This window comes from Magnetococcales bacterium (genome assembly GCA_015231755.1).
Taxonomy (GTDB): Bacteria; Pseudomonadota; Magnetococcia; order Magnetococcales; family Magnetaquicoccaceae; genus Magnetaquiglobus.
Window position 1 is genome coordinate 211,874 of the sequence record JADGAZ010000002.1, and the last position, 13,511, is coordinate 225,384.

Below are 13,511 nucleotides of genomic sequence, written 5' to 3' on the forward strand. Positions count from 1 at the left end.
CGTTCACGTCTCATGCAACAACGAAAGCTGGGCGTTTTCTTCGTGGCGGGGGAACGGAATCGGATAGCGGCCCGAAAAACAGGCGTCGCAATAGCCGTTGTTGTGACCGTTCACCGCGGCGTACATGCCATCCAGGGACAAAAAAGCCAGGGAATCGGCGGTGACATAGGTGCGCATCTCTTCCACGGTATGGCTGGAAGCCAACAATTCGCTCTGGGTGGGGGTGTCGATGCCGTAGTAGCAAGGATGGGTGGTGGGAGGCGAGGAGATGCGCAGATGGACCGATTTGGCCCCGGCGGCCCGCACCATCTTGACGATCTTGCGACTGGTGGTGCCCCGCACGATGGAGTCGTCCACCAGCACCACGTGTTTGCCCTGGATGATGTCCCGGTTGGCGTTGAGTTTGATCTTTACCCCGAAATGGCGGATCGCCTGTTGGGGTTCGATGAAGGTACGCCCCACATAGTGGTTGCGGATGATGCCCAGTTCAAAAGGCAGACCCGAGGTGTGGGCGAATCCCAACGCCGCCGGCACGCCCGAATCCGGCACCGGCATCACCAGATCGGCGCCGGGCACCGGATGTTCCTGGGCCAGTCGCATGCCGATCCGTTTGCGGGAGGCGTAAACGTTCACCCCGTCGATGTTGGAGTCCGGACGGGCGAAATAGATGTACTCGAACACACACAGGCACCGTTTTTCCCGCGGGAACGGAAAAAACGACTCCAGACCATCCGGACCGATCACCACCACCTCACCGGGTTCCACGTCCCGCACGAATTCGGCTTCGATGAGATTCAGCGCGCAGGTCTCCGAGGAGAAGACATATCCTTGGTTTCCCACCCGTCCCAGCACCAGGGGACGCAATCCATGGGGATCCCGGGCGCCGATGATGCATTGTTCGTTCATGGCCAGCAGGGCATAGGAGCCTTGCACCTGACCCAGGGCTTCCACCAACCGTTCGGCGAAGGTCTTGCGACGCGACAGGGCGGTCAGGTGGACGATCACCTCGGTATCCATGGTGGATTGGAAAATCGAACCCCGTCGTTCCAGGGCGCGACGCATCTCCACGCCGTTGACCAGGTTGCCGTTGTGGGCCATGGCCATGCCCCCGTGGGCCGTATCCACCATCAACGGCTGACGGTTGCGGGAGTTGACGCTTCCTCCGGAGGTGGAATAACGGACATGGCCGATGGCCTGAGTCCCTTTCAATCCATCCAGTTCGTTGCGGCGGAACACATCGGCCACCAGTCCGTGTCCACGGGTGGCGAAAAACATGCGTTCCTCCACGGAGACGATCCCCGCCGATTCCTGCCCGCGGTGTTGCAGCGCGTACAATCCCAGATAGGTGAGATTGGACGCCTCGGGGTGATTGAAGACGCCGAAAACACCACACTCGTCGTGGAAATGATCTTGGTGATTAAGGTCCAATGTCGAAGATCCAGTTTGCGTGGAAAGGCTTGGGGAGTCGTTCTACTAGGATAGTGCTTCCTGACCGGGATGTCAAAAGCGACGATTGCATGGAGCGCATCATTGCCATCAATATCAAAACATCCCCCATTATTGAAAGAAAAGAAGAGGTCTGGGGGATTCATTTCTCAGGGTTTTGATTTTTAATTTATTTCACATTCATTGATTTTTGAATTAAATTGTTAATTTTTAAAGTCAAAGTCAAATTCCTGGGGAATGAATTCCCCAGACCCCTTCTTTTTTTTCAATAATCAGGAAGAGAGGGTTTCGACCATTTCGGCCAGGGTGGCCACGGGATGCGGGGTGATGTTCAGGCCACGGGGGGGATTCTTCAGGCTCTGGGCTGGCACCAGACAGCGGGTGAAACCCAGTTTATCCGCCTCCCGCATGCGCGCCGCCACATGGGACACCGCCCGCACCTCGCCCCCCAATCCCACCTCGCCCAGAATCACCAACCCCGGATCCACGGTCAGATTGCGATACGAGGCGTAAATCGACGCCACCACCGCCAGATCCGCCGCCGGTTCCGTGACCCGGAATCCTCCCGCCACATTCAAGAACAGATCATGATTGAACAATCCCAACCCCAACCGCTTTTCCAGCACCGCGGCCAGCATGGCCAGACGGTTGGGATCAAACCCCAAGGTGGCCCGTCTCGGCTGGGCCAGCAAAGAGGACGCCGCCAGGGATTGAATCTCCACCAACACCGGTCTGGTCCCTTCCATGCCCGCGAACACCACGCTGCCCGCAGACCCCACCCCCCGCTCGGACAAAAACAGCTCCGAAGGGTTGGACACCTCCACCAGTCCGGTTTCCCGCATCTCGAAGACACCAATCTCGTTGGCCGGGCCGAAACGGTTCTTGATGGCCCGCAGAATGCGGTAATCGTGTCCCCGCTCCCCCTCGAAATACAAAACGGTATCCACCATGTGTTCCAGCACCCGGGGACCGGCGATCTGCCCATCCTTGGTGACGTGGCCCACTAAAAACAACGCCATGCCACGCTGCTTGGCCAACTGGATCAGACGCGCGGCGCACTCCCGCACCTGGGAGACCGCTCCGGCTCCGGCGGGCATGGCATCGGTGGCCAGAGTCTGGATGGAGTCCACCGCCACCACATCGGGAGAAACCGCCAAAATGGCGTCGATGGTGGCCTCCAGCCGGTTTTCCATCAGCACCAGCAACCGATCTCCGGCAATGGCCAACCGGTCGCTGCGTTGTCGGATCTGCTGGGGGGACTCCTCGCCGGAGACATACAACACGGTGCCACGGGTCGACAGGGCGCTCAGGGCGGTCATCAAAAGGGTGGACTTGCCGATGCCCGGATCCCCGGCGATCAACACCGCCGAACCCGGAGTCAATCCGCCCCCCAAGGCCCGATCCAGTTCCGCCACCCCGGTGGCCAGACGGGCCCGGTTGTCCCCGGTGATGGAGGCCAAAGGCACCGGGACCGTTCCTGGCGTACCCGTCGATGGGGCGACGCTCCGCCCACTCCGGGAGGAACCCGCTTCCACGGCAAAGGCCTTCAGGGTATTCCACGCCCCGCAGGCCAGACACCGCCCCTCCCAGCGACCATAATCCGCACCACAATCCTGACAGACAAACCGTTGTTTTTCCTTGCTCACGGGAGAAGGTCTTTTCAGTCCACCAGCCGCAGCTTGGGCCGGGGACGTTTGACAGCGGCACTGCCGGGGGGATGATCCGCCGAGCCATCTCCCTCGATCACCCGCAGGGCCACCCGTGGGGGGGATGGAGTTTTGGCGGTCTCGGCCACCGGCGCCGGACTTCCTGGCGCCGGAGTGGGTTCGGGCAGATGCACCGCCGCCTCTTCCAGGCCGTGACGGGCGCGGATCTCGTCGGGCATGGACTCGCTCCAGAACATGCCGTGTCGGGTATCCGGATTGAACACCCCCCACACCGCCTCATAGGGAATCACGCAATAATGGGGAATGCCTCCGAAACGCAGCTCCGACTCGATGGTCAACGGGCCGATGTCGATGGGCTGGGGCATGTTGCGGTTCAAGACCAGCCGCAAACCGTTGTCGGAAGAAAAACGCCTGGGAACCGCCACCCCCGGATGGCTGGCATCCAGACACAGCATCACCCGCCCCTCGGTTTCGAGCAGCAGACGGACCACATCGGCCTTCTGGAGGAGATGTTCGGCGGTCATGGGCGGTTTCACCCTTTGTAGCCGGTCTGATTGCAAAACACGCACCCCTTGCCCTGGCAGAGCGTACAGATCGATCCCCCTGCGGGTCGGGCCGCCGGAGCGGGGGGGGGAGGTGGCGCAGCCTGCGGGGGTGGAGGCGGTGGCGCGTAGGGCTGCTGCTGGGGAGCCGGAGCAGGTGGTGGCGGGGCGTAGGACTGCTGGGGAGCCGAATAGGGTGGTGGCTCCGGGGCCGCCGGAGGAGGCGACGGCATGGCCGTGGCGGAACGGGCGAAGGGGGAAAGATAGGGCGAAGCGGATTGCCGGGTGGGAGCGGGCAGGATCACGCCCATTTTCCGCGCCATGACCTCGGTATTGACCCCCAGACGATTGGCCAACTGTTCCAGTTGCATCCGTTCGTTTTCGTCGCAATGGCCATCGGCATAAATGACGTTCAGGCATCCGGTGATGATCAGCCGGGCCTCTTCGGAGTCCTGGGGAATCGGATTGAGAACGGTATAAAAGATGTCGGTTTCCTCCAGAAAGGCCTTGATGGCGTAATTTCTGAATTTATCGATCAGCTCTTCCAAAGGGAAGCCACCGAAAATCGGATGTTCGCGATTCTGCATCAAAAAATTGCGGAATCCATCGAGTTCGGTGCGTTGCAGGCGTCCATGCTGGGCGGCCATCAAGCCGCTCCAGGCGCAAAACGCCTCGACGATGGGTTTGTACTGCGCGGCCTGGATGCGGGGACCGATGTTCTGCAAGCCCCGGAACAGACCCGTCGCCAGATCGGTCGCCGCGCCCACGGCACGTTGACCCCGTTCCTTCCACTCGTTTTGCGTGCTCATGTTTCGTGAATCCCGGCTCTTTTTTGGGGATCGAGGGATTCACGTCCCGCCGGCGCACCCGGACACCGGGGGACGTGAACCCGACTGATGGGGAGAAGCGGTCAGCCCACGTCCACCCCGTAGCTGCGGGCCAGCGGCCCCAGGCCACCGGCAAAACCCTGGCCCACGGCACGGAATTTCCATTCGCCGTTGCGCTTGTAGATTTCGCCGAAAATCATGGCCGCCTCGGTGGAAGCGTCTTCGCTCAGGTCGTAACGGGCGATCTCCGCGCCGCCATCGGCGTTGAGCACCCGCATGTAGGCGTTGTTGACCTGACCAAAGCTTTGCCTGCGCACATCGGCTTCGTGGATGGTGACGGCGATGACCACCTTGTCCACGTCGGCGGGGATCCCTTCGAGATTCATCAGGATCTGTTCGTCATCCCCGGCGCCGGCGCCGGTGCGATTGTCGCCTTGGTGCTGAACCGAGCCATTGGCGCCTTTGGGATTATTGTAAAAGACAAAATCGCTGTCGGAACGGACCTTGCCGTTGGCGCCGAGAATGAACACCACGCCATCCAGGTCGAAAGCCTGACCATCGGTGGCGCGGGCATCCCAACCCAGGCCGACCATGGCGGCCTTCATGCCGGGGGCTTCCTTGGACAACGAGACATTACCACCTTTTGTGAGGGAAACGGGCATCGGACAACCTCCTTACATAAATTTTGGCAGATGTTGATTAAGATTTCAGACGAATTGACGCATTTTTTCCGTCAGGTCGGCGATGGTGCGACCCTGGGCCGGATCACCCACCGCCCGCACCGACCAGCCATTGTCCTTGCGGTAGAGGCTCACCATGATCATGGCCGTATGGGATCCCTGACCGCTCAGTTGATAGCGCAGGATCTCCTGCCCGGTGCTGGCATCCACCATGCGACAAAAGGCGTTGTCGATGGCGTCGAAGGTATCGTTGGAATAGGAGCTGACGATGAACACCATGGCCTGAACCTTGGGAGGCACCCGATTCAAGGCGACGATGATCTGTTCGTCATCCCCGTCACCCTTGCCGGTCAGGTTGTCGCCGGTGTGCTCCACCGAGCCATCCAGGCTGCGGAGCTGACGAAACCAGACCTGATCCACCAACACCCCCTGACTGTCGAACAGTCCCACCGAGGCGTCCAGATCGATCTCCTTGTCGGCGCTTGAACTCAAAAAACCGAAGATTCCCTTCTTGACCTGGGGACGGGCATCCCAACCCAAACCCATGATCACTTTCTCATAACTTTTACCGGTATCTTTTTCCAGGGAGACCCGCTGGCCCTTGGACAAGGAAATGGGCATATTGACCTCGTTGGCTCGCTTCCGTTTTTAAGTGAATGGTGTGAAATGTCATCTTACAAGATGGGGCCGGACATGTCATCCGTCAAGGTCAAGCTTTTTTTAATAATTGGTGCCAGACGCAAGAGAGTGATAAAATCCCGGCCCGAAGGATTTTACCCCATCGAGCACGCCCGACCCGAGGAGTCCCAACAGAACCATGCAACCCAAACCCCTGCTTCTGATCGTGCTGGACGGCTGGGGCATACGCGGCCAAACCCGCCAGAATGCCATCCATCACGCCCGCACACCTTGTTTCGACCGGTGGTGGCACACCCGTCCCCACGCGCTGCTGCACACTTCGGGTGAGGAGGTCGGTCTGCCGGAAGGCCAGATGGGCAACTCCGAGGTGGGACACGCCAATCTGGGAGCGGGTCGGATTCTGTATCAGGATTTCACCCGGGTGGATCGGGCGGTACGGGCCGGCGCCTTGAAAGAAACTCCGGCGCTGGTGGAAACCGTGCAACGGGCCACGCAACAGGGAGGGGCGGTCCACATTCTCGGATTGTTGTCCCCCGGCGGGGTCCATTCCCATCAAAAACACCTGATCGGCGCGGTGCAGGCGGCCCGTGATCTGGGGGCGCAAAACATTTTCGTCCACGCCTTCCTCGACGGACGGGATACCCCACCCCGTTCGGCCCCGGAGTTTCTGGAAGCGTTCGAGGCGGATCTGGCCACCCTGGGGGCCGGACGGATCGCCTCGGTGTGCGGACGCTACTGGGCCATGGACCGGGACAAACGCTGGGATCGGGTGGCCCGGGCCTACGCCATGCTGGTGCAAGGGGAAGGCCATCGGGCCTCATCCGCCCTGGAGGCGGTCCGGCAGGCCCACGCCCGGGGCGAAGACGACGAATTCGTGCAACCCTGTCTCATTCCGGACCCCCAGGGCCGCATCGCCGTGCTGGCGGACCACGACGGCGTGCTGATGATGAATTTCCGGGCGGACCGGGCCAGGGAACTGGCCCACGCCCTGCTGGATCCGGATCCGGACCCGGCGCAGGGGATCGGCGGGTTCGCCCATTTTCCCCGTCCGTCCCGTCCGCGGCTGGCCGGATACCTGTGTCTGACCGAACACGATCCCACCCTGCCGGGGGTGATGGTGGCCTTTCCGCCGCACACCCCGACCATGACCCTGGGGGAAGTGTTGTCCCTGCGGGGAGTGCGTCAACTCCGGGCGGCGGAAACCGAAAAATATGCCCATGTCACCTATTTTTTCAACGGCGGACAGGAGGTCTGCTTTCCCGGCGAGGATCGGTTGCTGGTGCCCTCGCCCCGGGTGGCCACCTATGATCTGCAACCCGAAATGTCGGCTGAAGAGCTGACCGACCGGATCGTGGAACGGATCGAATCCGGGACGTATGATTTCATGGTGATCAACTACGCCAATCCGGACATGGTGGGTCACACCGGCCGGTTCGACGCGGCGGTCATCGCCATCGAGACCGTGGATCGATGTCTGGGTCGGGTGGCGGAGGCGGTTCTGGCCCGGGGGGGAGAACTGCTGATCACCGCCGATCACGGCAACGCGGATTGCATGGAAGACGAGGACAACGGCGGCCCCCACACGGCCCATACCCTCAATCCGGCCCCGCTGCTCCATGTGGGCACCCGCTCCCTGGAACTGGCCGATGGCCGCTTGTGCGACGTGGCTCCCACCATTCTGACGCTCATGGGTCTGCCCGTGCCCTCGGAAATGACAGGCCGGTCGCTGGTGTCCAACCTGACCACCGACGGGGATCCCACCCCTTGAGCACCCGTCATCACGGACTCATCCTGGCCGTGGCCTGGGCTCTGCTGCTGATCCCCAGTCTCCTGCCGGCGGCCAGCGAAATCGACAATCAGGAGCATGTCACCCTGGAACGGGGACGCCTGCAACTCAACCGCACGGTGCGGGAACTGGTGCGGGAACAACAGGCTCTGGGACAGGCCAAGGGGGAAACCCTGTCGCTTCTGGAGGAGTTGGAACAACTGGATCGTTCCCTTTCCGACGGGGAGCGGCGCCAAAGCGAACTGCTGGCCCGTCAGGGGGAGGCGCTGCGGCTGCAACCGGAACTGGAAGCCCGCATCCGCACCAACCGGGAACAACTGGTGAAACAGCGCCAGCGTTTGGCCCGTCATTTGCGGCTGATGTACGTTCTGGGGGAGCAGGGGCTGGCCCGGACCATTCTGTCCCAGAAGAGTCTGGCCATGGGACGGCGGGGCATGCTCTATTACAGCCGTCTGATCAAGGCCCGCAATCAGGAGTTCATCGATTTCCGCATCGCCACGGCCCGCCTGCGCAACGACATCGACAAAAGCAAGGAGCTGGCCGCCACCCTGGACGGGCTCACCGCCAACCTGACCGAAGAACAGAAAATCCGTCAGATCGAACGGGCCAAACGGGCCGAACTGCTGCGCCGCGCCAAAGACGAAGAGCAGCTCCACCAACGCAAGGTGGAAGAGCTGACCCAGGCCAAAACCCATCTGGCGGCCTTTCTGGAAAAATTGAGCGGCTATTTCGATCTGGATCCCGGTGACGACGCTTCCGCCGGGGAACACGGCGACGACGACGCCAGCGGCGGTCGCATCCAGAGCCGTCGCGGCCAACTGCCCAATCCGGTACGGGGCAAGTGGGAAAAACGTCCTCCCGGACTGTTCTATCGGGTGGCGTCCAACACCCCGGTGACCGCCATCCACGGGGGAGAAGTGGTTTATGCCGACTGGTTCCGGGGTTACGGATTGCTGTTGATTCTCAAGCACGGGGATCAGGTCTACTCCCTGTACGGCCACAATCACCGGATTCTGGTGGCCCAGGGGGATCGGGTCAAGGCCGGCGAGACCATCGCCGAAAGCGGGGATACCGGTGCGCTGGATGGCGTTCCGGGTCTGTATTTCGAGATGCGGGTCCAGGGCAAGACCATCAATCCGGCTGGCTGGCTGGCGGGAACAGGATAAAAAAAACAGGGGCCGGTTGGGTCTGATTCTTGTATACAACCGGATGGCAACGTGGACGTGTCATGCGTGCCACGCAGAATCATCAAAAATTTGGGAGACTCCATGAACAATCCAAAACGAGGCGGACGCCCCTGGATCTTTGGCGGCGTGCTGGCCACCATCCTGGTGGGTGCCAATCTGATGGCCGAAAACGTGATGGCGGTCAGCCAGGTCACTTACGAGAAGTTGCGGGTCTTCTCGGAGGTCTTCTCGCTGATCAAACAGAACTACGTCGAGGAGGTGGACGAAAAATCCATTCTTTACGGCGCGATACAAGGCATGCTCAAAACCCTGGATCCCCATTCCTCCTTCCTGACCCCGGAACATTTCAAGGAAATGCGTGTGGATACCCGGGGGGAATTCGGCGGTCTGGGCATCGAAATCTCCCGGGACGACCGGGGCATCCGGGTGGTCTCCCCCATCGAAGACACCCCGGCTTTCCGGGTGGGCATGAAGTCCGGTGACATCATCGTCAAGATCGACGATGTCAATACCGTGGACATGGACCTCCTGGAAGCCGTCAAAAAGATGCGGGGCAAACCCGGCTCCAAGATCAACCTGCAAGTGATCCGCAAAGGCGAGAACAAACCGCTGAACTTCACCCTGGTGCGGGCGATCATCAAGATCCGCAGCGTCAAATGGCGGGAAGAGTCCGGCGGCATCGGCTATGTGCGCATCATCCAGTTCAACGAGCAGACCCAGCCCCTGCTGGAAACCGCCATGGCCGAACTGACCAAAAAAGCCGAAGGAGGCAAACTCAAGGGCGTGGTGCTGGATCTGCGCAACGATCCCGGCGGATTGCTGGATCAGGCGGTGGCGGTATCCGACGCCTTCTTGGAAGATGGCCGCATCGTCTACACCAAAGGCCGCATCGCCGGCAAGGATATGTCCTTCGACGCCCAGGCCGGAGACTTGGCCAATGGCGCCCCCATCGTGGTGTTGATCAACGGCGGATCCGCGTCGGCTTCGGAGATTGTCGCCGGGGCGTTGCAGGACCATCGACGCGCGGTGATCATGGGCACCCAGTCCTTCGGCAAGGGATCGGTGCAGACCATCATCCCCTTGAACGACGGCTCCGGACTGCGACTGACCACCGCCCAGTACTACACCCCCAATGGACGCTCCATCCAGGCCAAGGGCATCGCCCCGGATATTCTGGTGGAAGACATCGATGTCAAGGACAAAGACAAGAAAGGTCAAGCCCGTCCCAAGGAAGCGGATCTGAAAGGACATCTGCAAAACGCCGACGCCGCGACGGAAAAACCCACTCCCGCCGAACCCAACGGAGAAGAGGGCAAATCCGACGCCGATCCCAAAGCCGCACCGGCCAAGACTCCCGACAAGGACAAAGACAACGCCCCGGAGAAAAAACCCGAAAAGGATTCCTCCTCCCCGGATCAATCCCCGGACAAAGGCTCCAAAAAGGATGACGGCTCCAAAAAAGACGAAGGCGATGGGGAAACAACCCCCACCGAAGAGGAAAACATCGATCGGGTCACCGGTCACGGCAAACAGGACTACCAGTTGCAACGCGCCCTGGATCTCCTGAAGGGATTCCAGGTGCTGGAAAGCCGGATCAAAAACAAACCGGCAGGCAGCCGACATTGATTGACACACCTTCCCCGAAGCCGGAGACCGACGCGGCAGCGACCCCGGAAGCCACTCCGGCGACGGCGAACCCTGCGGCAACCCCCACCCCGCCGGAACCCCTTCCGGCGGCGGTGAACCGCCAGACGGCCACCCCGGAAGCCCTGCCGGAGGCAGAGCGCGACACGGACCTCATTCCGGAAGAGATTCCGGACGAGGCGTTCGACGCCGCCTTCATTCCGGAAGAGATTCCGGATGAGGCGTTCGATGCCGCCTTCATTCCGGAAGAGATTCCGGACGCAGCGTCCGACCCGGCCTTCAGGCCGGAAGCGTTTCCGGTGACGGCGCGCCAGGAGATTCCCCTGACCGCGCCGCCACCGGCTCCCGACCCGGCTGAAGACGCGGGACTCCCGGAAGAGAGTTTGGAGGCGGTCAGCCATGCGGCGCGCCTGCTGGCGTCGATGCCGGAATCCGGCTCCGAGGCCGACGAGCCTCTATCCGACCCACTTCCGGAAGCGACGGACCCCCCGTTTCCGCTCCCGGAACCGATCCCGAATCCGGCAGACGGCCTGCTGACGCCATCCGATCCGATGACCGACTGGATCCACGCCCCGGAGCCGACTGCCGCACCCATGGCGCATGGGGAGGGAACCATCGACCCGGTGTCGCCCCTGGCCCGGGAGCTGTCCAGCGCGACCCCATCTTCTCCCCTGGGGGAGATCCGGGATCCCCAGGCAGCCGACGATTTCCTCTCCCTGGATCTTGCGGTCCGGCCAACCCCATTTCCGGAAGCCGACCCCTACCCCCGACACGTCGAACCGCCTCCCCCTCGGGAAGAGGTGATGGAGATGCTGGAAGAGGATCTGGAACCCGATCCCCCCTCCCGGGAGTGGTGGATCATTCCCCTGGTGGCGGCGCTGCTGCTGTTTTTGGCGGGGATCGGGGCGGGTCGTTATCTGATTCCCCCTTGGGCCCGGGACACCACCCCCCAGACCGGCGTCAAACCCACGGTGGTGACCATGGCCGGTCCCATGGCCCCCTCGCCGGAGGCCCAATCCGGCAACTCCGACAAATCCGCCACCATGACGGATGCCGGCTCCCCCCTGTCGGTCAACCCGTCATCCGCCAAACCGGAAAACACCCCGACTCCGGCGGTCAAAGCCGAAGAGTCCCCGGCCCCGTCCGGCCCCCCTGGCACCGACGCCGACCTCCAGAATCCGCCCACGGACCCGGCCAAAACAACCACCGCTCCGGGGGAGACCTCCCCCCCGACCGACTCCGCCACCGCCCAGCCCACATCGGACAACGACGGGGAGATCGATCTGCAATACGAGGAGAGCCTGCCCCATGAGCCGGTCACCCTGCCCCCTCCCCAGCCCGCCCAGCAGAAGCGCGAAGGGGCGCGGGTGGCGGTGGTGATCGATGATCTGGGCTACAATGTTCCAGTTTCCCTGGCCATCGCCCGCCTGCCCCACGCCGTCACCCTGGCGATCCTCCCGGGTGGGGACGGCTCCCGTCAGGTGGCGACCATCGGCAAATCGACCCACAAGGATATCATTCTCCATCAACCCATGGAGCCCATGGGCTATCCCCGCATCAAACCGGGTCCGGGAGCGCTGCTCATGGGCATGGGGGCGGACGAAATCCGCCCGGTGCTGAAGCACAATCTGGACAAATTCCCGGAAGCGATCGGGATCAACAACCATATGGGTTCCCGCATCACCCAGTACCGCCCGGCCATGGACACGGTGATGGAGGTCTTGAAAGAGCGGGGACTGTTCTTCCTGGACAGCCGCACCAGCCAGACCAGCGTGGCCTTCGCCCGGGCCAAGAATATCGGGATTCCCGCCGCCCGTCGGGATGTGTTTCTGGACAACATCCAGCGGGTATCCGCCATCGAGGCCCGACTGGCGGAACTCGAACACATCGCCCGGGTGACGGGTCAGGCCATCGGCATCGGTCATCCCTACCGGGAGACCCTGACCGCCTTGCAGCACTGGTTGCCCGCCGCCACGAAACGGGGCATCCAGGTGGAAGGCCTCTCCCATTTTCTCACTCCCGGAGAAAGCCGCCCCCGGACCGCTCCGGAAACCCGCCGGGAACAGCCGGACAAGGCCACCGAAACCGACAAGTCCTTCAAACTCAAAAGCGAAACCTCCCTGGTCAAGCCAACCCCGTCCGGTGGAAGCCCGGCGGCCCACCCCCGTTCGGAACCCCCCCTGCCGATTCCGACGACACCGCCGCAGCCCGAACCTTCCACGGCCAGCCCACAGCCCAGCATCCCGGCTCCGACGCCCCCCAACGAAAGCCCGGCCCCGGTTTCCATGCCCCTCAACCCGGTCCCGCCGCCCCCCCACGCAAGCCCCATCCCGGCGGCGGCGTCCACCCATACCAGCCCGGCCCCGGCGATGGGGACCAACAGTCCGGCTCCGGTACCTCTGTCCCCGACCCTGGCTCCGGCCCCGTCTTCGACTCCAGGCACCACCCCGGTGGCGGGGAGCAGCAGCCCGACCCCGGCGCCTCTGTCCCCGATCCTGGCTCCGGCCCCGTCTTCGACTCCAGGCACCACCCCGGCGATGGGGAGCAACAGCCCGGCACCGGTACCTCTGTCACCGATCCTGGCTCCGGCCCCATCTTCGACTCCAGGCACCACCCCGGCGGCGGGGAGCAGAAGCCCGACCCCGGCACCCTCCAGCCCGGCCCTGATCCCGCCGATCACAAGTCCGATTGTGGCCCCGGCGATCCACGCGCCCGCCGAACCGCCCCAAAGCGCCAACCCGGTGGCCTCCCCGCAAGCGGCGCCATCCGCCCCGGTGAAAGCGCCCCCTTCGGCCTCCCACGCCAAGAGTCCGCCCCAGACGCCGACCGCCAAAAAACCTGCCGCGACCCCGACCAGCAAAAAACCGGCTCCGGTGGCCGCCCAGGCCAAAAAGCCGGCTCCGGCTCCCACCCAGACCAAAAAACCGGCTGTGGTGAACACCTCCTCCCCCTCCCGGACTCCGGCGGTGGGACACAAACCGGCCACGGCGCCAGGGGATAACGATCAAACCTGGACCGCTCCCCCCGTGCTCCACGATCCGCTGGAGTATGTGTTGCCGGTGGATCCGAACCCTTGAACAGGAGTTCTCACCC

The 13,511-nt window shown here is 62.7% G+C and carries 10 protein-coding genes; 4 read left to right on the forward strand and 6 right to left on the reverse strand.

All coding sequences use genetic code 11. The annotated features are described in order from the left end of the window. Positions 1–3: 3 nt before the first annotated feature. The 6 genes from HQL98_02345 to HQL98_02370 form a co-directional block, all read right to left on the reverse strand. Positions 4–1,428: an amidophosphoribosyltransferase gene (locus HQL98_02345; protein ID MBF0270903.1), complete on the reverse strand. Its 1,425-nt coding sequence runs from the start codon at positions 1,426–1,428 to the stop codon at positions 4–6. Between the two features lie 290 nt (positions 1,429–1,718). Further along, positions 1,719–3,092: a DNA repair protein RadA gene (radA, locus tag HQL98_02350; GenBank protein ID MBF0270904.1), complete on the reverse strand. Its 1,374-nt coding sequence runs from the start codon at positions 3,090–3,092 to the stop codon at positions 1,719–1,721. 14 nt (positions 3,093–3,106) lie between these two features. Next, positions 3,107–3,637, reverse strand: coding sequence for a hypothetical protein (locus HQL98_02355; GenBank protein ID MBF0270905.1), 531 nt, complete (start codon positions 3,635–3,637; stop codon positions 3,107–3,109). A gap of 8 nt (positions 3,638–3,645) precedes the next feature. Then, positions 3,646–4,464, reverse strand: a complete 819-nt coding sequence (locus HQL98_02360; GenBank protein ID MBF0270906.1) for a TerB family tellurite resistance protein — start codon at positions 4,462–4,464, stop codon at positions 3,646–3,648. A 101-nt stretch (positions 4,465–4,565) separates the two neighbouring features. Then, the gene (locus tag HQL98_02365) at positions 4,566–5,144 is read right to left on the reverse strand and encodes a TerD family protein (protein ID MBF0270907.1); all 579 of its coding nucleotides are present in this window, start codon (positions 5,142–5,144) and stop codon (positions 4,566–4,568) included. A 45-nt stretch (positions 5,145–5,189) separates the two neighbouring features. Beyond that, positions 5,190–5,783 carry a TerD family protein gene (locus tag HQL98_02370; GenBank protein ID MBF0270908.1) on the reverse strand — a complete coding sequence of 198 codons (594 nt, stop codon included), beginning with the start codon at positions 5,781–5,783 and terminating at the stop codon, positions 5,190–5,192. A 196-nt stretch (positions 5,784–5,979) separates the two neighbouring features. On the opposite strand from HQL98_02370, the gene HQL98_02375 reads away from it, so the two are divergent. From HQL98_02375 to HQL98_02390, 4 genes are all read left to right on the forward strand, one after another. Further along, the gene (locus HQL98_02375; GenBank protein MBF0270909.1) at positions 5,980–7,569 is read left to right on the forward strand and encodes a 2,3-bisphosphoglycerate-independent phosphoglycerate mutase; all 1,590 of its coding nucleotides are present in this window, start codon (positions 5,980–5,982) and stop codon (positions 7,567–7,569) included. Continuing rightward, positions 7,566–8,753 carry a peptidoglycan DD-metalloendopeptidase family protein gene (locus tag HQL98_02380; GenBank protein MBF0270910.1) on the forward strand — a complete coding sequence of 396 codons (1,188 nt, stop codon included), beginning with the start codon at positions 7,566–7,568 and terminating at the stop codon, positions 8,751–8,753. Before HQL98_02375 ends, HQL98_02380 begins: the two co-directional genes overlap by 4 nt. A gap of 102 nt (positions 8,754–8,855) precedes the next feature. Further along, positions 8,856–10,400 carry a PDZ domain-containing protein gene (locus tag HQL98_02385; protein ID MBF0270911.1) on the forward strand — a complete coding sequence of 515 codons (1,545 nt, stop codon included), beginning with the start codon at positions 8,856–8,858 and terminating at the stop codon, positions 10,398–10,400. Continuing rightward, entirely contained in the window at positions 10,397–13,495 is a 3,099-nt protein-coding gene (locus HQL98_02390; GenBank protein MBF0270912.1) for a divergent polysaccharide deacetylase family protein, read from the forward strand. Before HQL98_02385 ends, HQL98_02390 begins: the two co-directional genes overlap by 4 nt. Positions 13,496–13,511 lie beyond the last annotated feature (16 nt).

Excerpts from the sequence above, each read along its gene's own strand:
- HQL98_02370 (MBF0270908.1), bottom strand. The coding sequence starts at position 5,783 with ATGCCCATTTCCTTGTCCAAGGGCCAGCGGGTCTCCCTGGAAAAAGAT.
- HQL98_02355 (MBF0270905.1), bottom strand. The coding sequence starts at position 3,637 with ATGACCGCCGAACATCTCCTCCAGAAGGCCGATGTGGTCCGTCTGCTG.
- HQL98_02385 (MBF0270911.1), top strand. The coding sequence starts at position 8,856 with ATGAACAATCCAAAACGAGGCGGACGCCCCTGGATCTTTGGCGGCGTG.
- HQL98_02365 (MBF0270907.1), bottom strand. The coding sequence starts at position 5,144 with ATGCCCGTTTCCCTCACAAAAGGTGGTAATGTCTCGTTGTCCAAGGAA.
- HQL98_02360 (MBF0270906.1), bottom strand. The coding sequence starts at position 4,464 with ATGAGCACGCAAAACGAGTGGAAGGAACGGGGTCAACGTGCCGTGGGC.
- HQL98_02375 (MBF0270909.1), top strand. The coding sequence starts at position 5,980 with ATGCAACCCAAACCCCTGCTTCTGATCGTGCTGGACGGCTGGGGCATA.